This window comes from Methyloversatilis thermotolerans, assembly GCF_000372885.1.
Taxonomy (GTDB): Bacteria; Pseudomonadota; Gammaproteobacteria; order Burkholderiales; family Rhodocyclaceae; genus Methyloversatilis; species Methyloversatilis thermotolerans.
The window spans coordinates 3,306,188-3,329,903 of record NZ_KB889967.1 but is presented as its reverse complement, the minus strand read 5'-3'; the positions used below and the strand labels follow the sequence as shown (position 1 = coordinate 3,329,903).

The following is a 23,716-nucleotide window of genomic DNA, read 5'->3' as shown; positions in this document are numbered from 1 at the left end:
CTGTCCTGGTCAGTACTTGAGGCGGGCGAAATAGGTTTTCTGGGAGGCATCCATCGCCTCACCCAGCGTGTGTATGCCCATGCCGGCAAGCAGCGGCAGCAGCTTGAGCAGCACTTCCGCGGTGACCAGGGCGTCGCCCAGAGCGGTGTGGCGCGCGGTGATGACGACGCCGAAACGCTCGGCGATCGCATCCAGCCGGTGCGACGGCAGTCCGGGATGGACCAGGGCCGACAGCAGCAAGGTATCGAGTACCGGCTGATCGAAACACACACCGGTACGTGCTTCCTTCAACTGCAGGAAGCGCATGTCAAAGGCGGCGTTGTGCGCGACCAGCACGGTGTCGCGGGCGTAGGCATGGAAGGCGGGCAGCACGGCATCGATCGCCGGCTGTCCGCTCACCCTGTCCTGCGTGATGCCATGTATCGGTATCGACGCCGCGGGAATCGGACGACCGGGGTCTATCAGCTGTTCGAAACTTTCCTGCCGGAGCAGTCGCCGGTTCAGGATGCGCACCGCACCGATCTGGATGATTTCGTCGCCCGCCGAAGGATCGAGCCCGGTGGTTTCGGTATCGAACACGGTATACGCCAGTTCGGACAGCGGTCTGTCCACCAGTGCCCGCCCGGATTCACTGAGCGCGAACAGGTCGAAATCGTAGAATTCCGGTCGCCCTTCGGCGCGCATGCAGGTTTCGCTGTCGGTGACATCGCAGGCCTTCAGCCGCGGCAGGCGGAAGCGGAAGAATGCGCGATGGCGCACGCGTTCGCGCTCCAGCCAGAACTCGCCGCCGTGCCGTTCCACCACCTCGCGCACGGATAGCGTGGACCGCTCGTCGCCGGCGTTCATCGCATCCATCTGCCAGCCCATGATGGTTTCGGTGCTCATGGTCTGACCCTGCCAGATCAGATCGAGATGCGCGCGGTCGTCCTGCGGCGACGCCTCCAGCCTGATCTGCAGCGCCCGGATGTCATATTCGTCGTTCAGGCGAGCCGCCAGATAGGCCAGCGCCTGCAGCAGGGAATAGCTGTCCACGCGCAGCCATACCTCGGCCGCGACCTCGTCAGCCAGCACACGCATGCCGGGAAGCGCACCTATCCGGCGCACGGCTGCATTGACCAGATCGGAACCCAGCATGTCCTCCAGCGGCCAGCGGGTCTTCATGCCGCGCGCCGCGTACTCCGCCAGTTCCTTCACGCGCGCCGTCATCGCGCCCACCTCGTCCCGGATCACTGTCTGGAACCGCATGCGCGTAGGCTCATCCAGATCCGGGCAGTCGAGCATGTCTATCGCCATCTGCATGCTGGCCAGCGATCCGCGGCTGCCGTCGGTCAAGGTCAGCAGCATGCGGTCACGCGCGGTTTCGTCCTCGAAGGCGCGCGTGATGTTGTCCAGCATGAGCACGAAACCGCCCAGCGCAGAATCGGTGCACGCGCCCTCGTCCGCCTCTCTTACCGGTGCCACCTGCACACGCAGCAACTGGCCACTGCGCGTGGTGGTGACGAACTGCGCAAGCGGACTGGCGGCACCGCGCTGCAGCCGGTGAGCAAGGGAATCCAGCGCGTGCACCACCAACTGCCGGTCGAACACCGCGTAGATCGATCGGCCGAGCCCGAGCAGCTCGGCGCCATCGGCCAGCAGGGGTGTGTCGGACAGGGTGCGGAACTGCAGCCGGGCGCGGTTGTTGTACAGCAGGATGCGGCCATCCATATTGCACACCACGATGGCCTGGCTCAGCTCCGACATGAGCGCGGCCAGCCGGCTGCGTTCGCGCTCGAGCGAACGGCTGCTCGCCTCTATCCGCGCCGCGATATCGGCACGCAAGTCGCGGCGTTGCCGGACAAAGCCATTGATCCTTCGCACCAGCGCACGCAGTTCGTCGCTGCCTCGCTCCGGCAGCATGCGTTCGGTGTCGGTATCGAGCAGGATGCCCGCCTCGTCGGCAAGGCAGGCGAAATCGCCGATCAGGCGCCGGTAGAGAAGCATGAGTCCGTAGGCGGCCGGCAGCAGCACGCACAGCAGCGCCACCAGCGGCAGGGGCCACCGGCCTTCGAACAGGGTCGACAGTTGCGCACGCTGGGCTGCGTCGAGGGTGGACAACAGCAGCGCCGCACTGAGGGTGCCCCAGGCCAGCAGCAGACCGATGAGCGCCGCCAGAGCGAACCAGAACCGCCGGTCGGGGCGACGGCTGCGGCTCACCGTCACTGTCCAGCGGTCAGGGATTGCACCGTCCGCAGCAGCTCGCGCGCGGTGAACGGTTTGGCCAGCACCGCGTCGGCCCCGAGTGCGCGTCCGCGCATGGCGTCGTCATGCCGCGTCGAGCACGACAGAAGCACGATGCGGACCGGCCGCGCATCGGCGCGACGCCGGATTTCCTGGCATATTTCATAACCGGAACGCCCGGGCAAGGCTGCATCGAGCAAGAGCACATCGGGATGCACCCGCTCCAGCGTTGCGTCAAGATGTGACGCATCCTCGGCGACGCTGACCGAATAGCCTTCGCGCGTCATCAGATGGTCCAGCGCCTGTCTTATCGTGGGCTCGCCATCGGCAATCAGCATGCTGCATGCCATGTCCCGTCCTCCGCCGACTGATCGTTCAGTCTGGCGCGTGAAGCATCGCGCCACCTTGTCATGGATCAGCCCGCCAGCGCTTGTTCACACCGTCTTGCCGGAGCGGGACTTCAGATGCGCATGCCGGCCGAGCGCGAAACTCGCCATCAGCTTGCACCAGATGGTCGAACCGGCAATGGCCGACCATGTTTCGTAATTCAAGGTTGCGGTCACGATACCCCCTATCACGAACACAAGGATGATACCGGCCAGAGCATTGATCACCAGTTCATAGGGCGCCCAGCGCTCGGCATCCGCCGGCGGCTCACCCGCTTTGAGGGCCACCTCGGAAAAATCGCGTTTGACCGCGATGCGCCAGGCACGACGCAACCAGAAGAAACTCATCGGAAACAGCGCGAGGAACAGGATCCAGGTCAATGCAACGCTGACATCGAACACCATCTGACATCTCCTGCCGGCACGGTTGCGAAATCCGCAAGGCTCCGGACTGCAAAGTGAAAAGGCCCCGCCAGGGTCGCCGGCGGGGCCTTCTGGACGCGGCCCTGCCGGGCCGCGTCCGGGGCTGTCGCCGAACTCAGTGAGCGCCGTCGACCGCCTTGGCACCGCGCGGGATACGCACGGCTTCAACCATGTGCTGGATGTGCTCCGGCGGTTCCTTGGTCACCTTGTCGACCACGAAGGCGACGATGAAGTTGAACAAGGCACCGACCGCACCGAACGCTTCCGGCGTGATGCCGAAGAAGCTGTTGGCGCCGCCGATCAGATCCAGGTACTCGGTTCCCTTCACGAAGAAGATGCCCTTGTGCGCGAACACGTAGAACAGCGTGACCGCGAGACCTGCCAGCATGCCGGCGATGGCGCCCTCCTTGTTCATCTTCTTCGAGAAGATGCCCATCATGATGGCGGGGAACAGCGAGGAGGCGGCGATGCCGAAGGCCAGCGCGACGGTACCCGCAGCGAAGCCCGGCGGGTTCAGACCCAGCCAGCCGGCGATCACGATGGCCACCGCCATCGAAATCTTGCCCGCCATCAGTTCGCCCTTTTCGCTGATGTCCGGCTTGAACACGCCCTTGATCAGATCGTGCGACACGGCGGCGGAAATCGCCATCAGCAGACCGGCCGCGGTCGACAGCGCGGCAGCCAGGCCGCCGGCCGCCACCAGCGCGATCACCCAGTTCGGCAGCAGCGCGATTTCCGGGTTGGCCAGCACGATGATGTCGGCGTTCACCGTCAGCTCGTTGCCCTTCCAGCCAGCCGTTTCGGCCTTCGTCTTGAAAGCCGCGTCCTCGCTCTTGTCGTTGTAGTACTGGATACGACCGTCACCGTTCTTGTCCTCGAACTTCAGCAGGCCGGTGGCTTCCCAGCGCTTCATCCAGTCCGGACGCTTTTCGTACTCGATCTGCGAGCCGGCCTGATAAGGATCGGCATTGCTCATCACGACGCCGGGCGTGACCGTACGGATCAGATTGGTCTTCGCCATCGCGGCCACCGCCGGAGCGGTGGTGTAGAGGATGGCGATGAACACCAGCGCCCAGCCCGCCGACGAGCGCGCGTCCTTCACCCGGGGCACGGTGAAGAAACGCATGATCACGTGCGGCAGACCGGCGGTACCGATCATGAGCGACATGGTGTAGACGAACATGTTGAGCGTGGAACCCGCCGTGGTCGTCGTGTACTTGCCGAAGCCGAGATCGGTCACCACCTGATCGAGTTTCGCCAGCAGGGACAGATCCTGTCCGACCAGGTTGGAACCCAGACCCAGTTGCGGAATCGGGTTGCCGGTGAGCTGCAGCGAAATGAAGATGGCCGGGATGGTGTAGGCCAGGATGAGCACGATGTATTGCGCCACCTGGGTATAGGTGATGCCCTTCATGCCGCCGAACACCGCGTACGCGAACACGATGGCCATGCCGACATAGATGCCGGTGTCGCTGGACACGCCGAGGAAGCGCGAGAACGCGACGCCGACGCCGGTCATCTGGCCGATGATGTAGGTGATGGACGCGGTCAGCAGGCAGATCACCGCCACCGTCGAGGCCGACTTCGAGTAGAAGCGGTCGCCGATGAACTGCGGCACGGTGAACTTGCCGAACTTGCGCAGGTAGGGCGCGAGCAGCATGGCCAGCAGCACATAGCCGCCGGTCCAGCCCATCAGGAACAGACCGCCGCCGTAACCCATGTTGGAAATCAGGCCCGCCATCGAAATGATGGACGCGGCCGACATCCAGTCGGCTGCCGTCGCCATGCCGTTGGTGACCGGATGCACGCCGCCGCCTGCGGCGTAGAACTCCGCCGTGGACCCGGCACGGGCCCAGATGGCGATGCCGATGTAGAGCGCGAAGCTCAGACCGACCACGATGTAGATGGTTGTTTGCAGATCCATGTGCTCAGTCCTCGTGTACGTCGAACTCGCGGTCGATATCGCCCATCTTCTTCGCGTAATAGAAGATCAGCGCGATGAAGACGTAGATCGAACCCTGCTGCGCGAACCAGAAACCGAGCGGGTAGCCGCCCAGATGGATGCCGTTCAGTGCGTCGGCAAACAGGATGCCGGCACCGAAAGAGACTGCGAACCAGATGATCAGGATCTTGGTCAGCAGGCCAAGCGTGGCTTTCCAGTAGCCTGCGCTCTTACCGTCCATGGATGTCCTCCTCCGTGTTTATTGATGACCCGGTCCATCGTGCCGACGGGCGGACCGTCGGCGCCGGGCGCCTTGACTGCAGCGTGGCGGATGCTAGGCAGGAAACCTTACGGCAAGCTTATAAATGCGGCGCAACTTATGGTGCACCGCAACCCCGGAAACCCGCACCGGAGAGGGGTTTGCCGGCATGCAGGGCGGCTGCGCTCCGCCGGCCGGCGGCAGGAAACACCGCGAAAACCCTTGTTTGCGCTGCAGCAAGAATTGCGCAACCGGGATGCGCTAAGGTGCATACTCCGAACAACTTCGAGCGAGACACGTCCATGGCCGAGATTCTCCCTTTGCTGACGGGCAAGAAGGGGCTGATCGTCGGCCTGGCCAACGAACACAGCATCGCCTGGGGCTGCGCGCGGCTGGCGCACGCGCAGGGCGCGCAACTCGTGCTGTCGTGCGCCAGCGACAAGGCGCGCAACTGGGTGCAGCCGCTGGCCGACGGCATCGCCAGCCCGCTGCACGCGTGCAACGTCGAGAACGACGGCGAACTGGCAGCTCTGGTCGATGCCGCAGCGCAATATCTCGGCCAGATCGACTTCGTCATCCACTCGATCGCATGGGCGCCTCTCGAGGACCTGCACGGTCGCGTGGTCGACAGTTCCAGTGCCGGCTTCACACACGCGATGGACGTGTCCTGCCACAGCTTCGCGCGTCTGGCGCGGCGGTGCCTGCCCCACATGCCGGCGGGTGGCAGCCTGGTCACCATGTCCTACCTGGGCGCCGACGAGGCGGTACCCGATTACGGGCTGATGGGACCGGTGAAGGCGGCGCTCGAATCCATGGTGCGCTACATGGCGATGGAACTGGGGCCGCAGGCGATACGCGTGCACGCCGTATCGCCCGGCCCCGTCCCGACGCGCGCCGCCTCCGGGCTCGCCCATTTCGACCGCCTGCTCGACGACGCCCGGCGCAAGGCACCGCTCGGCCGGCTGGTCACGCTGGACGAAATCGCGCAGCTCACCACCTTCCTGTGTTCCGACGCGTCCTCCGGCATGACCGGGCAGACGCTCTATGTCGACGCCGGCTATCACGCCATCGACTGATGGAGAAATGCATACCGCCATGATGATGACGCCCCCCGATCACGACACACCCCGTCCGGAGTGGATAGAGAACGTCACCTTCGACGAACTGCAACCGGGCCAGGGCGCCCGCCTGCTGCGCACGCTGACACCCGCCGACATCCAGGCCTTCGCGGCGGTATCGGGCGACACCAATCCGGCGCACATGAACCCGGAGTACGCGGAAGACACCGCCTTCCACGGCGTGATCGCGCACGGCATGTGGAGCGGCGCCCTCATTTCCACGCTGCTGGGTACCCGGTTTCCCGGTCCGGGCACCATCTATGTCGAACAGGTGCTGCACTTCTCGCGTCCGGTGCGCATCGGCGACACCCTGGCGGTCAGTGTCACGGTGACGCGCAAGGACGAAGCGAAGAAACTGGTGGAACTTGATTGCCAGGTGGTGAACCAGCGCGGCGAACGGGTGCTGCATGGCATCGCCCGGGTACTGGCCCCGGTGCGCAAGCTGCGCATCGAACATGTGCGGGCGCCGCGCATCCAGCTGTTCGACCCGGAAGCACGCTTTCGCGAACTGCTGGCTCTCGGCCAGGGCATCGCGCCGGTGCGCTGCGCGGTGGTCCACCCGTGCGACGGAGGTTCGCTGCAGGGCGCGCTGGATGCGGCGCGGCACGGCCTCATCGTGCCGCTGCTCATCGGTCCTGAGGCACGCATACGACGCGCGGCAGAAGAGGCCGGTCTCACGCTCGAACACGCCGAACTGATTCCGGCGCCGCACAGTCACGCGGCGGCGGACATGGCGGCGGACATGGCCGCTGCAGGCGATGTCGGCATGCTGATGAAGGGCAGCCTGCATACCGACGAATTGCTGCACGCGGTGCTGGGCCGGCCGGCACTGCGCACCGGCCGGCGCATGTCGCATGTATTCCGCTTCGATGTGCCGACCTACAGCAAGCCGCTGCTCATCACCGATGCCGCGCTGAATATCCGGCCGACGCTGGCGGAGAAGGTGGATATCGTGCAGAACGCCATCGATTTCGCGCACATCCTGGGCATCGTCGAGCCCAAGGTCGCCCTGCTGTCGGCAGTGGAAACGGTCAGTCCCAACCTGCCCTCCACGCTGGACGCCGCCGCCCTGTGCAAGATGGCGGACCGTGGACAGATCAGGGGTGGCGTGCTCGATGGCCCGCTGGCTTTCGACAATGCGATATCGGCCCATGCCGCACAGATCAAGCAGATCGTCTCACGTGTGGCGGGTGACGCCGATATCCTGGCGGTGCCGGACCTCGAGAGCGGCAATATGCTGGCCAAGCAGCTCGAGTACCTGGGCGGCGCAACGGCATCCGGCCTGGTGCTCGGCGCCCGCGTACCGATCGCGCTCACCAGTCGCGCCGACGGCCCGATGTCGCGGGTGGCCTCGGCGCTGCTGGGCGTGCTGGTGGCGAGCGCCAGGAACGGCGCGCGCAACACGATCACTGACTGATCATGGCCATACTCGCGGTCAATGCCGGGTCCTCTTCGCTCAAGTTCTCGCTGCATCCGCTGCAGGGCGCCGACATTGCCGCAGCGACACTGATCGGGAGCATCCAGGGTCTGGAACCCGGCGGCGCACCGTTCATGCGCTGGCGCGAAGGCGGCGAGCGCGGCGAACAGACCTTGCCCGGCGGCGGGCATGGCGCGGCGCTGGACGCGCTGCGCCGCCTGATCGCTGACAGACATCCGCGCGACATGCAGGCGGTGGCGCACCGGGTGGTTCATGGCGGCAGCCGCTTCCGCGAACCGGTCGTGGTGACCGACGAAGTGCTGACCGCGCTGTCGGCACTGGACGCGCTCGCACCGCTGCATCAACCGCACAATGTAGCCGGCATCCGCGCCTTCCGCAGCGCGTTTCCGGATACGCCGCAGGTGGCCTGCTTCGACACCGCCTTCCATGCGACGGTATCCGACACCGCCAGCCGCTTCGCGCTGCCGCGCGCACTGCACGACGAAGGCATACGCCGCTACGGCTTTCACGGCCTTTCCTACGAATACATCATGTCCTGCCTGCTCGGCGCATCGCGGCGCGCCCGCGGTCGCGTGCTCATGGCCCATCTGGGCAATGGCGCCAGCCTGTGCGCCGCCGTCGACGGCCGCAGCCAGGCCACAACGATGGGTTTTTCCGCACTCGACGGCCTGATGATGGGCACCCGCAGCGGCGCGCTGGATGCCGGCGTGCTGCTCTATCTGATGCAGCGCGGCTGGGATCACGACCGGCTGCAGACGCTGCTGTACCGGGAGAGCGGCCTGCTCGGCGTGTCCGGCCTGTCGGCCGACATGCGCACGCTGCGCGCGGCCGACCGCCCCGAGGCGCGGGAGGCGATCGCGCTGTTCACCCACCGTATCGTGCACGATGCGGGCGCCATGGCCGCCTGCATCGGCGGGCTGGACGCGATCGCCTTCAGCGGTGGCATCGGCGAGCATGACGTCGTGCTGCGTACCGATGTGTGCGCGGCACTTTCGTGGATGGGCGTGCGCATCGATGCACAGCGCAACGAGGCGGCCAACGGCAGCGCCATGATGCGCATCGACGATCCGGCGAGCGGCATCGAAGTCTGGGTGGTACCGACCGACGAAGGCAGGGTAGCGGCGCGTTGCGCGGCACGGCTGTTGTCGGGTGCACCGGCCTGAACACACGCGGCGTGCCGCAGTTGGCACACGGCGCACGCCGCCGTCGCGGCCGGGAACCCGGCCGCCATCGGTCGGTGTAGGATGCGGGCTGCAGCAAGACGCACAGTGCGCGCGACCATCCCCCCGCCCGCCTGCGCCCGGCCGGACCACCCGTCACGGCACGCGTCGCCGGGGAATCGACGCCTGTCCGAAAGCTTCGCGCCGTACTTCCCCGTCAGTCCAGAGGTCGCCAGACCCGCCCACCTGACGGAGACTATCCATGAAAACCCGCCTCACCCTCACCCTCGATGACGCAAAGCAGATTGCCGCCGCGGCCGAAGCCGAGGCCCTGCGCCGCAACTGGGCCGTCACCATTGCCATCGTCGATGATGGCGGCAACCTGATGTGGTTGCAGCGCCTCGACGGCGCGCCGCCGATGAGTACCCAGATCGCACCGGAAAAGGCGCGCACCTGCGCGCTGGCGCGCAAGCCCAGCAAGGCGGTCGAGGATGTGGTCAACAGCGGCCGGCTGGCCGCGCTGCGCATGCCGGTGCTGCCGCTGGAAGGCGGCGAAATGATCATCGTCGACGGTCAGTGCGTTGGCGGGGTCGGCGTGTCCGGCGTGAAATCGAGCGAAGATGCCATCGTTGCCCGTGCCGGCATCGCGGCCATCGGCGCGGCCTGGGACATGCCGGTCTGACAAGCACCGGCCGGCGCCGCTCACTGGCCGATCAGGCCTTTCAACGCGTCGCCGGCACCTTCGCCCAGTCCTTTCCGCAGCCTGTCGGTGGCCGCATCGCGCACACGGGCGCCCTGATCCTGCAGGGTGGCCCGGGCCGCCTCCTTGATCAGATTGCCGGGTTCCAGCCGATAGGACAGATCGCCGAACGGACCCGAGAGGCGCACCGGAAGCGTGATGCCCGCCAGATCGTGCAGCGCGCGCCCGTCCTGCCCCTTGCTGGTGGCGACCACGCTCACCCGCGCGTGATAGTCCAGGCTGGACGCGGGCAGATCGATCTGCCCGTTGCCGGCCAGGCGCAGGAAAGGCGAACTGGCTTTCAGGTCGTCGTTGCGGGCGATGCCGTCCTTGATGCGGAAGCTTGCGCTGAGCTCGGACAAGTCGGTCTTTTCACCGGCACGGGCCTTCTGCTCGGCGGCTTGCCCGCCAACCAGCATGGCTCTCGCCTCACGCAGGCTCTGCGCCAGATTGATGCCGCGCACCGCCCCGTCGCGCAGGCTGACGCGCGCACTGCCGGCGAGCGAGGACTTGAGTTCGGCCAGCGAGCTGACGCCGCCGCTGAGGTCCAGCGACAGACTGCCGCGTCCTTCCAGCATGTCCACGCCGGCCGCGGCGGACAGCAGCGGATGCAGATCGACATCTTTCAGGGTCTGCGTGAGCGCCATGCGGCGGTTCTCCGCATTGACGATGAAGCGCCCGTCCAGCCGCCCCTGGTAGAGCTGGGCCGAATAGGGCGCCAGTTCCAGCCGGCCCTTCGCCAGCTTGAAGTCGGCAGCGACCTTGTCGAGCTTGAGTCCGGCGGCGCCCAGCGCACCGATGCGGACGCGGCCGCCGGCATCCAGCGCACGCAGCGGCGATAGATCGATCGCCGCATCGTCCGGCCGTGCCGCCGCATCGCCGGTATCCGGGGCAATATAGCGGTCAATGTCGATGCGCGCCGCCTCGACATCAAGCGTCAGGGCCAGCGGCTCGAAGCGCATCGCAGCGAGCTTGATCGACAGCGGCTCCTCGTCGAGGCGGCCCTCAACCGCCAGATCCGCGCGTTTCTGCGCGAAATCGGCGGCGGCGCGACCGTTCATCGTCAGCTTCGCACTGCCCGCTGGCCATGACGGATCGCTGGCCAGCAGTTCGCCCTCGAGCGCAGGCAGTTCGACGGCGGGCAACTCGGGCCGGACGCGGACCGGGGACGCCACGCTCACCTTGACGTTGCGGCTTCCTTCGCTCGCATCCAGCTTGAGCGTCACCGTCGCTGACACACCGTCTTCCACCACGTAGCTCGCGCCGGTCAGGGCCAGATCGGCCGCGACCGTGCGCGCCGGCGCGCTGAGCCTGAATGCCAGTTTCGCCTCATCTGCCTGCCAGCGGCTGCCGTCGAATGCAATGGCGGGCGAGGCCGCGCCGAGTGACAGTGCGTCTTCGGCGCGGCGTCCCGACAACTCAAGCGCCGGCTTGCCGATCTGCATGGCGCCATCGCCGGACATGACCAGCCGGTCCGCGGAGAAACGCCCGTTCAGATTCTGCATGTCCATCGCCTCGCCTTCGAGCGAAAGCGCCACCTGGCCGATTTCGTACCGCCCCGCAACCATGTCGTAATCATACGAAGCGTCGAGAGTCAGACGTGCATCCGCGGCCGGTCGGGCCGAACGCGCATGGGCCGACAGCTGCACCTTCCCCCTTGCGGTCTGCGCGATCCTGCCTACGGTGAGCTGCATGCCATCCAGCGAAAGCTCGACACCGCTTGCCTCGTCACGGTAGGACAGCGATGAATTCGACAGACGGAAACCCGCGACGTCGAACCTGACAGGCGAGTTGTCCCGGCTTTCGTTACTCAGCAGATCGGCGAAGTTGTAACGTCCGTCCTTGAGCCGCACCGCGCTGAGCCGGGCCCCGTCTATGCGTATCTCGTCCACCACCAGCTCGCCCGACAACAGCGGCAGAACGGCGACCGACACCCGCGCCGACTCGAGCTCTGCGAAACGGTCCGCACTGCCCGGCTCGGACAGCGTGACGCGACCGAGCGAAAGGCCCAGATTGGGGTAGAAAGACAGATCGACCTGTCCTTCCACCTCCAGCGTGCGCTGCTTCTGTTCCTGCACCACCCGTTTCAGCTCGACCTTCAGGCGCTCGGCATCGAACGTGATCGCGACATAGAGCACTGCAGCGGCGATCAGCGCCGCGATGCTGCCGAGCGCAAATGCTGCATATCTGATTATCTTCATGCCTTCTCCATGCGAAACGGACAGTCGGGCATGAGCAGCAGGACTGTCCCGTCGGGGCACTCGTTGAGCACGATGGCCCGCGAGCGTAACAGAGAAGGCCGCAGCTGACCCGGAAGCGCTGCGCGGGGCGGCTGTGCTATCTTCCCGGCCGATCGGCAGTCCCACATGGAACAGAGGAGAACCGCATGAGCTTCGTATCCGAATTCAAGGCCTTCGCGATGAAGGGCAATGTGGTCGATCTCGCGGTCGGTGTGATCATCGGCGCCGCCTTCGGCAAGATCGTCGATTCGGTGGTGGCCGATCTCATCATGCCGGTCGTCGGCGCGATTTTCGGCGGACTGGATTTCAGCCAGTTCTATTTCGTGCTGAAGGACATCCCGCCCGGCGTGCCGAATACGCTGGCCGATCTGAAAAAGGCAGGCGTGCCGGTGTTCGCGTGGGGCAGCTTCCTGACCGTGTCGCTGAATTTCGTCATCCTGGCCTTCATCATCTTCATGATGGTGAAGCAGATCAACCGGCTGAAGCGCGACGAACCGGCAGCACCTGCCGCTCCGGCCGAACCGCCGGAAGACATCGTGCTGCTGCGCCAGATCCGCGACGCGCTGAACAAGTAGCCCCGGCGGCGTCGTCCGCTGCAGAGAAAAAAAGGAGCCAGCGGCTCCTTTTACATTTGCGCACGGAAGGCCTCAGGCGGCGGGCTGTTCGTCTGCACGCCTGAGGTCGTCGGCCACCCGCTCGAGGCGATAGCCGTAGTTGTAGGTCGACGCCAGGCGATAGCCGTTCTCCGGACGCAGTGCCAGCTTGGACCGCACACGCGACATATGGGTATCGACGGTGCGGGTAGGCACATCGCCCTTGCGACCCCAAAGCGATTCGAGCAGGTGACCGCGCGACACCAGGCGGCCCACATTGCGGAACAGGAAAACCGCGAGTTCGAATTCGCGCTCGGTCAGTTCGACCTCCTCGCCATTCAGCCGTGCGGTGTGCGAATTCAGGTCGAACTGGTAGGGCTCGGCATCGATCACCGGCTGGTCGGCCGGCGGGCGGCTGCGGCGCAGGACTGCCTCGATACGGGTGAGCAGTTCCATCCGTCGCGCAGGCTTCACGATGTAGTCGTCGGCGCCGGCAGACAGCGCGGTCACGATGTCGTCCTCTTCCTGACGCGCGGTCACGAAGATGACCGGGGTGTGCAGCGCCTTTTCGGTGCGCAGCCAGCGCAGCACATCCGCGCCCGGCAGATCGGGCAGTTCCCAGTCGATCAGCAGCAGGTCAAAGCTTTCACGGACCGCCTCGCGCATCAGATCACGCGAGCGCATGAAGGTATGCACGTCATGGCCGGCCGCCTTCAGCCAGCCGCCGAGAATTTCGACCTGGACCGGGTCGTCTTCAAGCAATGCGATTCGGGCGTTCTGCACGGCAGTTCAGTATCCGGAAGAAAACGGGTTCAGACAGCGTTCACGGCAGACATTGCGCGGACTGAAGAGCTTCTGTGTCATTTCGTGAAATCCTCCTGGCTACCGGCCATGCGGCAGGGATAGGGACGCGTGGCACGCTCGCCCGTTGCGCGTCGGCCATTGTCGGCTCAGCCGGCCGATGCGAAAAGCCCCTTCATCCAGGCCAGCCAGCGCTCGGCCGCCTCGCCGTCCGCTGGCGCCCAGGGTGCGAATTCCGCCGTCTCCAGCGGCCGGTACGGCCCGGCCTTGGCCTCGAACATGACCGATCCGGCTTCCAGCGCGACCAGGCTGTGGAACTGGCCGTGCGCGATATCCACGCCGATGCGCTCGCCATCCGGCTGCAGCACGCAACAGTCCTGCACCGCACCATCGTCGGCAAACAGTATGCACCCGAGACGACCGCGCAGGCACAGAATGGTTTCGTCCTTCGAAGCATCAAGATGGCGGTGCGGCCTTACATAACTGTCCGGCTCGATCGCATTGAGCAGCCTGTGCGCCGGATGCGCGTCATGCGGATGGAAATTCAGGTTCATCCGGCCGCGCGCGCTGTCACGCGCACGCGCCGACACCGCATCGAGCAGCGCGCGGTCTATCCAGCGCGTGTCCTCGCTCATGAGTAGGCCACCGTCACCGCGTCCGGAGGCAGCCAGTCGCGCAAGCCCTCGAACAGTGCATCGTCCAGCCTGACACGCCAGGGATCGCCGAAATCCAGCGGTCCGACCGCGTCGCTGCGGCGATAGTGCAGCCGCACCGCACAACCGCCTTCGCTGCGGAACGGTTCGAGCAGGCTGCGCAGCCTGGCACAGGCCGCCTGCGGTCCCAGCTCGCTCACTTCGCCATTGAGCTTCAGTTCCAGCCGGCGGGCAAAGCGCGCGCGCGCCTCGCCTGCGGTGAGCAGCGTGTCCGCCACCACCCGCATCGAATTCGAGTACTCGTCGAACTGCGCACGCCCCTCGACCACCAGCACCTCGTCCTCGCGCAACTTGTTGCGCGAGGCCTCGAACAGCTCATTGAACACCGATACCTCGATCTGCGCGCTGCCGTCGTCCAGCGCCACGAAGGCCATCTTGCCCCGCTTGGTCATCTGCACGCGCGAGCTGACCACCAGGCCGGCGACCACCGTCGGATCGCGCGAGGACTCGAGCTGGGCCAGCTTGCGCCGTGCGAAGCGCGAGAACTCCTGCGCATAGGTAGTGTAGGGATGCCCGGACAGATAGAAGCCCAGCGCCTGCTTCTCGTTGGCCAGCTTCTCGCGTTCGGGCCAGGGTTTGACCTGAATGTATTCGGGCGCGGGTGCGCCCTGCCCGGCCGGCGCGTCGTCGAACAGCCCGCCCTGGTGCGCATTGGCCGCGGCCTGCTCGGCCGCCTCCATGGCCAGCGCGACGCTGGCCATCAGCGTATTGCGGTCGTGCGGCGTGCCGGCCAGCGTGCCGTCGAAGGCGCCGGCGCGGATCAGCGCCTCTATGGTGCGGCGGTTCACCATGCGGCGATCCACCCGCATGCAGAAATCGAACAGGTCCTTGAACGGACCGCCGGACCTGCGCGCTTCCAGGATGCAGTTCACCGCCTGTTCGCCGGTGCCCTTCACCGCGCCCAGGCCGTAGCGGATTTCGCTGCGCGATACCGGCACGAAGCGGTACTCCGACTGATTCACGTCGGGCGGCAGCACCGTCAGCCGGTTCTTCTTCGCATCGAGATAGAAGATGTTCACCGTGTCGGTGTTGTCCATGTCGGACGACAGCGACGCGGCCATGAAGGCGGCGCAGTGGTGCGCCTTCAGCCAGGCGGTGTGATAGGTAACGACGGCATAGGCGGCGGTATGCGACTTGTTGAAGCCGTATTCCGCGAATTTGGTCATCAGGTCGAACAACTGCTCGGCAAGCTGCGGGTCGTAGCCCTTCTTCGCGGCCCCCTCGGCGATGGTGGCGCGATGCTTGGCCATTTCCTCCGGCTTCTTCTTGCCCATGGCCCGGCGCAGCATGTCCGCGCCACCGAGCGTGTAGCCGCCGATGATCTGCGAAATCTGCATCACCTGTTCCTGGTACACGATGACGCCGTAGGTCGGCGACAGGCAGGCTTCCAGGTCCGGGTGGAAATAGTCGATCGCCTGCTGGCCCTTCTTGCGCAGGATGAAGTCATCCACCATGCCGGAACCCAGCGGGCCCGGCCGGTACAGCGCCAGCACCGCGATGATGTCCTCGAAGCGGTCCGGCGCGAGCTTGCCGAGCAGCTTCTTCATGCCCTCGGATTCAAGCTGGAAGATGGCGGTGGTATTGGCGTCCTTCAGGATCTGGTAGGCGGCCGGATCGGTGAACGGCAGGCTGAGCAGGTCCGGCTTGTCACCGGTCATGCGCTCGATGTAGTCCAGCGCCAGCTCGATGATGGTGAGGTTGCGCAGGCCCAGGAAGTCGAACTTCACCAGGCCGATGGCTTCCACGTCGTCCTTGTCGAACTGGCTCACCGGAGAGGCGTCGTCGCCGTCCTGCTGGTAGAGCGGGCAGAAATCGGTGAGTTTGCCGGGGGCGATCAGCACGCCGCCGGCATGCATGCCGACGCCGCGGGTCAGACCTTCCAGCGGCTCGCACAGCCGCAGCAGCTCCGCCACCTCTTCTTCCGCCTGTTCGCGCTCGGCCAGTTGCGGCGCCTGCTCGCGCGCCTCGGCCAGCGACAGCGGCTTGTTCTGCACGACCGGGATCAGCTTGGACAACTGGTCGCAGAAGTTGTAGCCCATGTCGAGCACGCGGCCGACGTCGCGGATGACGGCGCGCGAGGCCATGGTGCCGTAGGTGGCGATCTGGCTCACCGCGTCGGCGCCATACTTCTGGCGCACATACTCGATCACCTTCCAGCGGTTGTCCTGGCAGAAGTCCACGTCGAAGTCGGGCATGGACACCCGTTCCGGATTCAGGAAGCGCTCGAACAGTAGCGCATAGGCCAGCGGATCGAGATCGGTGATGCCGAGCGAATAGGCCACCAGAGAACCGGCGCCGGACCCGCGCCCCGGCCCCACCGGCACGCCGTTGTTCTTGGCCCAGTTGATGAAATCGGCCACGATGAGGAAGTAGCCGGGAAAACCCATCTGGATGATGGTGTCGCACTCGAACTTGAGCCGCGCCTCGTATTCCGGCCGCTTCTGTTCGCGCTCTGCCGCGTCCGGATAGAGCTGGGCCAGCCGCCTTTCCAGACCGGCCTTCGCCTCGGCGATCATGAAGTCGTCGATGGTCATGCCGGGCGGGGTCGGGAACTGGGGCAGGAAGTTCTTGCCCAGCGTGAGCGTGAGATTGCAGCGGCGCGCGATCTCCACGGTATTGGCGAGCGCCTCCGGAATGTCGGCGAACAGTTCGGCCATTTCGGCCGAGGTCTTGAAGTACTGCTGTTCGGTGAATTCGCGCGGCCGGCGCTTGTCGGTCAGCACATAGCCCTGGGCAATGCATACCCGCACCTCGTGCGCCTTGAAGTCCTCGCGCGCCATGAACTGCACCGGATGCGTGGCGACCACCGGAATGTCCATTTCGGACGCCAGCGCGCAGGCATCCGCGATATAGGCCTCGGTATTCGGGTGGCCGGCACGCTGCAGTTCGATGCAGTAGTCGCCATCGAACAGCCGCAGCCATTCGCTGGCGGCGCGGCGGGCCGATTCCATATTGCCGGCGAGAAGGGCCACGCCGACATCACCCTGCATCGCGCCGGACAGCGCGATCAGGCCGGTCGTGCCCTCGGCGTCGCGCTCGAGCCACTCGCGCCTGATTTCGGCGCGGCCGCGGTACTTGTTCTCCAGGTAGGCGCGTGTGAGCAGACGGCAGAGCGTGCCATAGCCTTCGCGATTGCGCGCCAGCAGCAGCAGGCGGTGCGGCTTGTCACGTTCGGCGTCATTCGTGACATAGACGTCGACCGCGCAGATGGGCTTCACGCCCTTGCCGCGCGCAGCCTTGTAAAGCTTGACCAGCGCAAACACATTGGTCAGGTCGGACACGGCGAGCGCAGGCATGCCGTCCTGCGCGGCGGCCTTGACCGCGGCGTCGACCGTCACGATGCCGTCGACGATGGAAAATTCGGAATGAAGCCGGAGATGAACGAAGGCGGGAGCAGACATGCGCGAAGTTTACTACCCGCACACTGCGCCAGGGAAAATCGGCGCGGAACCGCCAGGATTCCGCGCCGATGAACCGGTCGCTCAGCCGCGGCGACGGGCGGCGACGCCGATCAGGCCGAGGCCGGCCAGCAGCAGCGCGTAGGTTTCCGGTTCCGGCACCACGGCGATCTGGAAGTTCGTGGTGTCGGGCACCGTGCTGGCGTAACTGCCATTCGCGGTATCGACGGTCCAGTTCTTCGCATCGGCCAGCAGCGCGCGGTAGGCGTCAGCAGTCAGGCCGGTACGCGGCCCGGTGTACTCGGCATAGTCCGGCGAAGCGCTGGTGGCATAGGCATTCAGGCGGATGGCGCTTTCGCCTTCGCTCAGGCCGGTGCCGGTGAGCGAGCCATCGGCGGTGAAGCTGCCATTGGTGATGGCGGCCAGGAAAGAAGTCGGAGCGGTCGCGCTCGTGCCCAGATAGGCGTAGACCGTCTCGTTCGAATTGGCGATGCCCCAGTTCGAGCTGCCGGACACGGACACGCGGCTCAGCGTGCCGACCGACGCGGACAGCGAAGTCTTGTCATAGGCCGACAGACGCACCACGGTGCCGGCGGCGATGACCGACGACCCGGACGACCACTGGTTGTAGCTCTCGCCGGTATTGAAGGCGGAACCGTTCCATTCATTGTCGGAGAAGTAGATGGTCGTATTGGCATCGATATCGGCCAGCGCGACGAAGGACAGGCCATCCTCGTCAGCGTTGAAAGAGGTGAGGGCGATGTCGCCGGCGCTCAGCGCGGCGTGTGCGCTGAAGCCGAGCGAAGCCAGCACCAGTGCAAGGGCGGTATGGCGGAACATGGATATCTCCGGATAGTGGACGGAGCACCGGACGGACATCCGATGCGCGCCGCTACTTTCCGCAAGACGCGTTACAGGACTGCGGGCCGACGCCCGGCCGCTTCATGATCCGAACGGATCAGCGCGCGTCATTCATCGTGCACCGCCGGATGACCCTGCGACGGCGTCACCCTATGATGCCGGCTCCACCACCATGACTGACCGCCATGCGCCGAGTGCTCTGCCCCGCCCTCATCATGTTGTGTCTGGCCCAGGCCGCGCCAGCCGCCGATCGCGAGTGGCCCAGTTTCGGACTGGATCCGGCGAACACCCGGCTCGCCGACCTGCCCGGCCTCACCCCCAAGACCGTGCGCAAGCTGGTGCCGAAGTGGATCTATCAGAGCGGCATCGCGGCAACCTTCCAGGCCACGCCCATCGTGGTCGGCGACCGCATGTACGTATCGCTGCCCGGCTCGCACGTGGTCGCGCTCGACGCACGCAGCGGCGAGGAACTGTGGCGCTACACACACAGGAAGCGCAGCGGGAAGCTGTGCTGCGGTCCGGCCAACCGCGGCGTGGCGGTGGATGACGGGCGTGTGTTCGTCGCCACGGTCGATGCCCGGCTGGTGGCGCTGGATGCCTCGACCGGCAGGCCGCTCTGGGACATCGAACTGGCGAAGCCTGACAGCGCGATCACCGAAAGCGGTGAAGGCATCAAGGGCGAAGTCGGCGGCGGCTCGGGCGTCGGAGCGGCCGCCGCCCCGCTGGTGGTGGATGGCAAGGTGATCGTGGGCATCAACGGGGTGGGCTATGGCCTGCATATCGATGCACAGGGCCGGGCCGGACAGCTCGCCGCGGTTGTAGGTCTGGCCGGCAAGTACGGCGGCATCGGCTTTCTGGCCGCGTTCGACGCGAAGACCGGACAGCGCGTATGGCAGTTCGACACCGTGCGCAAACCGGAAGATGGCGGCTGGGAAGGCGATTTCGTCGAGCGCACTGCGGACGGCCTGGCGCTGAACCGCAATGTCGCTGAAGAGCGGGCCCAGGCGGAGCGCCATCGCGACGCGTGGGAATATGGCGGCGGATCGGTCTGGAACGCGCCGGCCTACGACGCGAAAACCGGCCTGCTGTACTTCGGCGTGGGCAACCCCAGTCCGCAGATCAACGACAGCACGCGCCCTGGCGACAATCTGTACACCGCGTCGCTGGTGGCCATCGATGCGCGGACCGGGCGTTACGCCTGGCATTACCAGCAGGTTCCGCACGACAGATGGGGCTATGACGTGGCCAGTCCCGCCGTGCTGTTCGACCATCGCGAATCCGACGGGCGTGTCGTGCCGGCGGTCGGACAGGCCTCCAAGCTCGGCTGGTTCTATGTGCATGACCGCCGCGACGGTCGTCTGCTGTACAAATCCGACCCCTTCGTGCCGCAGGACAATCTGTTTGCCGCAGCCAGCCGTGAAGGCACGCGCATCACGCCGGGTGTGGCGGGCGGCGTCAACTGGTCGCCCGCTGCGGTGGACAGCGGTCGCGGCCTCGCCTTCGTCGCCGCCATGCACATGCCCATGCGTTACTGGATCAAGGAAACGCCGGCCACCGCCGACAAGCCCGCACAGCGCTACGACAGCATGGAGCCGGCCGACGAAGCGCGCTGGGGCGTGCTGGCCGCGCTCGATCTGAAACAGCGAGGAAAACTGAAATGGACGGTGAAGACCGACCAGCCGCTGGTCGGCGGTGTGCTGGCACTGAAGTCAGGCGTCGTGTTCACCGGCGAAGGCGATGGCCACCTGTCGGCATTCGACAGTCTCACCGGCCGGCGGCTGTGGCGATTCCAGACCGGCGCCGGCGTAAACGCGCCACCGATAGGTTTCACGCTGGATGGCAAACCCTATGTCGCGGTCGCGGCCGGCGGCAGCGCGATCTGGGGGTATCGTCAGGGCGACGCGGTCATCGTGTTCGGCCCGCCGGACTGATCAATCGCCGCCGACCAGCCGGGTCAGAGCGTCGCCATCCAGCCGCATGACATCTTCCAGCCCGTCGACCGGATCGATGAAGGATGCGATGCGAACGAAACCGGTGCTGCACAACAAGGACGAAGATGCCGCGTTGTGCGGCTGGACCGATGCGACGAACTGTGTGACGCCACAATCGACATGCGCCCAGCGCACGAGCGCGGTCAGGACTTCGCGCGCGTAGCCGCGGCGGCGATAGGCCGGATAGATCGCGTAGCCAAGTTCAACCCCGGTGGGCGCGAAGGCGGCGAGGTATTCCGGCGCCGGCACCGTGTGAAAACCCGCATGGCCGATCATGAGCTCCGGTTCGCGCAACACGACCGCGCGCAAGGACCACGGTGCAAACGCGGCGTCCTGTTGCAGATCGCCGAGACGCAGCGCCGCAAGATCGACTTCCTCGCGCCAGTCCTCCGGCACGCAAAAGCCGGCCAGCACGGACAGCGCGGCGGCCGGGCGTCGCTCCAGGGTGGCGCGGAGAAAGGCGCTGTCCATCGGCTTGAGGACAAGTCGGGGAGAGTGGATATCCACGGGTTCTGGCCTGCACTGGGGACCGCCAAGATAGCGTGCCGCTCCCGTCATCCGTGCTGCAACAGGCCGGTACAGCGCCGGATACGGCCCGGAGTGTGTCGCCTGAGAGACACATTCCGGATGTGGTGCATGCCATGCACCAAAAGTCATCCTTAAGTAACGACGGCGGAAGGTCGACGTACACATGTATCGATAACCCGCTTCCGGAGATGGATGATGCAATCCCTCAGCCTGCGCGCCAAACTGCTGTGGTCCACCGTGGCCACCGTGGTGCTTGGCTTTTCCATCACGCTCGGTGTGCTGTCATGGCGCGCCGAGCAGGCCATACTCGAACAGGGCATGGCCCGCGCAGACACTGTGGCGCTTGAAACGGCCCGCGCGGTGGGCAATACCCTGGACGACGCGATGTCGGTGTCGTCCACGCTGGCGCTGTCGCTCGAGGGGATGCGCGCACACGGCACGCCGGACCGCGCAGACGTGAATGCGCTGTTGCAGGCGGTACTCCAGGGTCGCCCCGGCCTGCTCGGCGTCTACACAGGCTGGGACGCCCACACTTTCGATGGTCGTGACGAGAACTTCGCCGGCACCGCCGGCCACGATGCGAGCGGACGCTTCGTTCCCTACTGGAGCCGCAATGGCGACAAGATTTCGCTCGAACCGCTGGTCGATTACGACAAGCCGGGCGCCGGCGACTACTACCTGAAGCCCAAGCAGACCGGAAAGGCGTATCTGGCCGATCCCTACGAGTATGTCGTGGCCGGCAGACCCATGCTCATCACCTCGCTGGTCCAGCCGGTGCGGAAAGAGGGTCAGGTGATTGGCATTGCCGGCGTCGACATGGCGCTGGATGGGGTCGTCAGCATGCTGGACACGATGAAGCCTTTCGGCGTCGGCGCCGTTTCGCTCTACACGCCCGGTGGCACCGTGGTCGCGCACCGCGACGGCGCGCTGATCGGCAAGACGGCCAGTCATCTGCCCGCCGAAGCGCTTGCCGCGCTGCGCGAAGGACGCGGCCTGCATTGGCGCGACGACCAGGGGGTGCTGCATTTCCTGCAGAAGGTGGCGCTGACCGACGCCGATGCCTGGTGGGGCAGCGTCGTATCGGTGCCGGAGGCGGTCATCACCGAATCGGCGGCGAGCCTGCGCTATACCGCCATTGCCATGGGTGTGGTCAGCGTGCTCATCACGGGCAGTGTGCTGTCCTTGCTGCTCGGCGCGCTCACCCGTCCGCTGCAGACGCTGGCCGACGCCATGCAGGCGCTCGCCGGCGGCGAAGGTGACCTGACGCGGCGCCTTCCCGAAACGGGCGGTCAGGATGAACTCGGACGGGTGGCACGTTCGGTCAATGCCTTCCTGTCGACGCTGCAACGCATGTTCAGTGACGTGCGCGACCAGAGCCATGCGCTGGTGCAGGGCCTGCACGACGTCCGCCACACGACGGAGCGCATTGCCGACAGTTCCCACCTGCTGTCCGGCAGCACCAATGCCAATGCAGCAACGATAGAGCAGATCACCGTTTCCATCGGCCACATCGCGGATCACGCGAAGGAGGCCGACGACACCATGACCGACACGCGTGCAGCCTCGCAGCGCAGTGGTGCCGCAGTGCATGACATGCAGGGTCATATGCGCGACATCGCGGGGAGCATGGAAACGCTCGCCAGTTCGCTGAACGGGCTGGCAGAGCGCTCGCAGCAGATCAATGGCATCGTCCAGGTGATCCGGGAAATCGCGGACCAGACCAATCTGCTGGCGCTCAACGCCGCGATCGAAGCGGCGCGCGCCGGAGAGCAGGGACGCGGCTTTGCGGTGGTCGCCGACGAGGTCCGCAAGCTGGCGGAACGCACCAGCGGCGCCACCACCGAAATCCGCGAAATGATAGAAGCGATGCGCAGCGAGACCGGCGATGCGGTCAGTCGCATGCACGCAACGCGCGGCGCGGTGGAATCCGGTGTCCAGCGTGCCGTGCGGGTGGCGGAGGAAATCGTCGGCATTGAACAGGCAATGAACCGCGCCGCCGGGCGTGTGCGGGAAATTGCCGATGCCACACGGGAACAGTCTGCGGCGACGACAGCGCTCGCGCAATCGGCAGAGCAGGCATCGACGGTCGTGCAGAGCACCGACGCGGCCATCCAGCATACTTCGCAGACCCTGCAGCAGCTTGGCCGGACCTCGGACCACCTGGGCGAACTGGTGGGTCGTTTCAAGCTGTGATGCCGGTTCGGCGCAGGTCGGCGCACACCTACAGCGTCCTGCGCCGGCAGCCCACAGACCGGCCGTCCGCTGACGCCTAGCATGCAAGTTCAGTGGCGTGCCGGCATCCCGCCGGCGCCGCATCACCTGCCAGGAGACGACCATGACAAACGCTTCCAAGGTCATCGATACGCTGAACGCACTGATCGAAACGTGCAAGGACGGCGAATACGGCTTCCGCGAATGCGCGGAACACGCGACCGCCGCCCCGCTCAAGTCCATGTTCAACGACCGCGCTCTGGAGTGCCAGGCGGCAGCCGCCGAGTTGCAACGGGCGGTGGCGCAGGCCGGGGCAGAACCGGGTACCGGCGGCAGCGTGAAAGGCGCCTTGCATCGCGGCTGGCTGTCCCTGCGCAGCGCCTTCCCGGGCGACGACAACGTCGCCATGCTGGATGAAGCCGAACGCGGCGAGGACCGCGCGCTCGAAAGCTATCGTCAGGCGCTCGCCGAAGATCTGCCGCCCAATGTGCGTCTGCTGGTGCAGCGCCAGCTCATCGGCGTCCAGCGCAATCACGACCGCGTGCGCGAACTGAAGGAACAGTATCGCGCGGTGGCGTAGACGCCCCGCCGCGGGCTGCGGACGAGGCCTGATCCGCGCCCGGCCGCACCCGGTCATCGGCAGGCAGCCGATGGCGCGCCGCGGCCGGTGCCGCCCGGACCGTCGTGTGATCCCG

General features: G+C 66.0%; 19 protein-coding genes. 8 read left to right on the top strand and 11 right to left on the bottom strand.

Going from position 1 to position 23,716, the window contains the following annotated elements; genetic code table 11:
* Positions 1-9 precede the first annotated feature (9 nt).
* From A3Q7_RS0115185 to A3Q7_RS0115165, 5 genes are all read right to left on the bottom strand, one after another.
* A complete protein-coding gene (locus A3Q7_RS0115185; RefSeq protein ID WP_040571000.1) occupies positions 10-2,196 on the bottom strand; it encodes a 3'-5' exonuclease in 2,187 nt (728 codons plus the stop codon).
* Positions 2,197-2,198: 2 nt separating this feature from the next.
* Entirely contained in the window at positions 2,199-2,570 is a 372-nt protein-coding gene (locus A3Q7_RS0115180) for a response regulator transcription factor (protein WP_018412755.1), read from the bottom strand.
* 84 nt (positions 2,571-2,654) lie between these two features.
* On the bottom strand, positions 2,655-3,011 hold the full coding sequence (locus tag A3Q7_RS0115175; protein ID WP_018412754.1) for a hypothetical protein: 357 nt from the start codon (positions 3,009-3,011) through the stop codon (positions 2,655-2,657).
* 133 nt (positions 3,012-3,144) lie between these two features.
* On the bottom strand, positions 3,145-4,953 hold the full coding sequence (locus A3Q7_RS0115170) for a sodium:solute symporter family protein (protein WP_018412753.1): 1,809 nt from the start codon (positions 4,951-4,953) through the stop codon (positions 3,145-3,147).
* Between the two features lie 4 nt (positions 4,954-4,957).
* Positions 4,958-5,212: a DUF4212 domain-containing protein gene (locus A3Q7_RS0115165; protein ID WP_018412752.1), complete on the bottom strand. Its 255-nt coding sequence runs from the start codon at positions 5,210-5,212 to the stop codon at positions 4,958-4,960.
* 320 nt (positions 5,213-5,532) lie between these two features.
* Here A3Q7_RS0115165 and fabI point away from each other — a divergent pair, with 320 nt between their 5' ends.
* The 4 genes from fabI (at position 5,533) to A3Q7_RS0115145 (ending at position 9,628) form a co-directional block, all read left to right on the top strand.
* Positions 5,533-6,306, top strand: a complete 774-nt coding sequence (gene fabI / locus A3Q7_RS0115160; protein WP_018412751.1) for an enoyl-ACP reductase FabI — start codon at positions 5,533-5,535, stop codon at positions 6,304-6,306.
* Positions 6,307-6,325: 19 nt separating this feature from the next.
* Positions 6,326-7,765, top strand: coding sequence for a bifunctional enoyl-CoA hydratase/phosphate acetyltransferase (locus A3Q7_RS0115155; protein WP_232418001.1), 1,440 nt, complete (start codon positions 6,326-6,328; stop codon positions 7,763-7,765).
* 2 nt (positions 7,766-7,767) lie between these two features.
* Positions 7,768-8,949, top strand: coding sequence for an acetate/propionate family kinase (locus tag A3Q7_RS0115150; protein WP_018412749.1), 1,182 nt, complete (start codon positions 7,768-7,770; stop codon positions 8,947-8,949).
* Between the two features lie 259 nt (positions 8,950-9,208).
* Complete coding sequence (locus tag A3Q7_RS0115145) at positions 9,209-9,628, top strand: GlcG/HbpS family heme-binding protein (RefSeq protein ID WP_018412748.1); 420 nt, start codon at positions 9,209-9,211, stop codon at positions 9,626-9,628.
* A 20-nt stretch (positions 9,629-9,648) separates the two neighbouring features.
* On the opposite strand, the gene A3Q7_RS0115140 is transcribed toward A3Q7_RS0115145, so the two are convergent.
* Positions 9,649-11,886: an AsmA family protein gene (locus A3Q7_RS0115140; protein WP_018412747.1), complete on the bottom strand. Its 2,238-nt coding sequence runs from the start codon at positions 11,884-11,886 to the stop codon at positions 9,649-9,651.
* A 185-nt stretch (positions 11,887-12,071) separates the two neighbouring features.
* Here A3Q7_RS0115140 and mscL point away from each other — a divergent pair, with 185 nt between their 5' ends.
* On the top strand, positions 12,072-12,500 hold the full coding sequence (gene mscL / locus A3Q7_RS0115135) for a large conductance mechanosensitive channel protein MscL (protein ID WP_018412746.1): 429 nt from the start codon (positions 12,072-12,074) through the stop codon (positions 12,498-12,500).
* Between the two features lie 72 nt (positions 12,501-12,572).
* Here mscL and A3Q7_RS0115130 read toward each other — a convergent pair whose 3' ends face one another.
* The 4 genes from A3Q7_RS0115130 to A3Q7_RS0115115 all read right to left on the bottom strand — a co-directional run bounded on the left by A3Q7_RS0115130 (position 12,573) and on the right by A3Q7_RS0115115 (position 18,270).
* Entirely contained in the window at positions 12,573-13,301 is a 729-nt protein-coding gene (locus A3Q7_RS0115130) for a response regulator transcription factor (RefSeq protein ID WP_018412745.1), read from the bottom strand.
* A 167-nt stretch (positions 13,302-13,468) separates the two neighbouring features.
* Positions 13,469-13,954 (bottom strand): WbuC family cupin fold metalloprotein, encoded by a 486-nt coding sequence (locus A3Q7_RS0115125; protein ID WP_018412744.1) that lies wholly within the window; start codon positions 13,952-13,954, stop codon positions 13,469-13,471.
* Complete coding sequence (gene dnaE, locus A3Q7_RS0115120) at positions 13,951-17,433, bottom strand: DNA polymerase III subunit alpha (protein ID WP_018412743.1); 3,483 nt, start codon at positions 17,431-17,433, stop codon at positions 13,951-13,953. Before dnaE ends, A3Q7_RS0115125 begins: the two co-directional genes overlap by 4 nt.
* Positions 17,434-17,514: 81 nt before the next feature.
* Positions 17,515-18,270, bottom strand: coding sequence for a PEP-CTERM sorting domain-containing protein (locus A3Q7_RS0115115; RefSeq protein ID WP_018412742.1), 756 nt, complete (start codon positions 18,268-18,270; stop codon positions 17,515-17,517).
* Between the two features lie 206 nt (positions 18,271-18,476).
* Here A3Q7_RS0115115 and A3Q7_RS0115110 point away from each other — a divergent pair, with 206 nt between their 5' ends.
* Positions 18,477-20,222, top strand: a complete 1,746-nt coding sequence (locus tag A3Q7_RS0115110) for a pyrroloquinoline quinone-dependent dehydrogenase (protein WP_026224885.1) — start codon at positions 18,477-18,479, stop codon at positions 20,220-20,222.
* On the opposite strand, the gene A3Q7_RS0115105 is transcribed toward A3Q7_RS0115110, so the two are convergent.
* Entirely contained in the window at positions 20,223-20,789 is a 567-nt protein-coding gene (locus A3Q7_RS0115105) for a GNAT family N-acetyltransferase (RefSeq protein WP_232417998.1), read from the bottom strand.
* A gap of 213 nt (positions 20,790-21,002) precedes the next feature.
* Here A3Q7_RS0115105 and A3Q7_RS0115100 point away from each other — a divergent pair, with 213 nt between their 5' ends.
* Both A3Q7_RS0115100 and A3Q7_RS0115095 read left to right on the top strand, forming a co-directional pair.
* Entirely contained in the window at positions 21,003-23,003 is a 2,001-nt protein-coding gene (locus A3Q7_RS0115100) for a methyl-accepting chemotaxis protein (RefSeq protein WP_018412739.1), read from the top strand.
* A gap of 142 nt (positions 23,004-23,145) precedes the next feature.
* Complete coding sequence (locus tag A3Q7_RS0115095) at positions 23,146-23,601, top strand: PA2169 family four-helix-bundle protein (RefSeq protein ID WP_018412738.1); 456 nt, start codon at positions 23,146-23,148, stop codon at positions 23,599-23,601.
* Positions 23,602-23,716 lie beyond the last annotated feature (115 nt).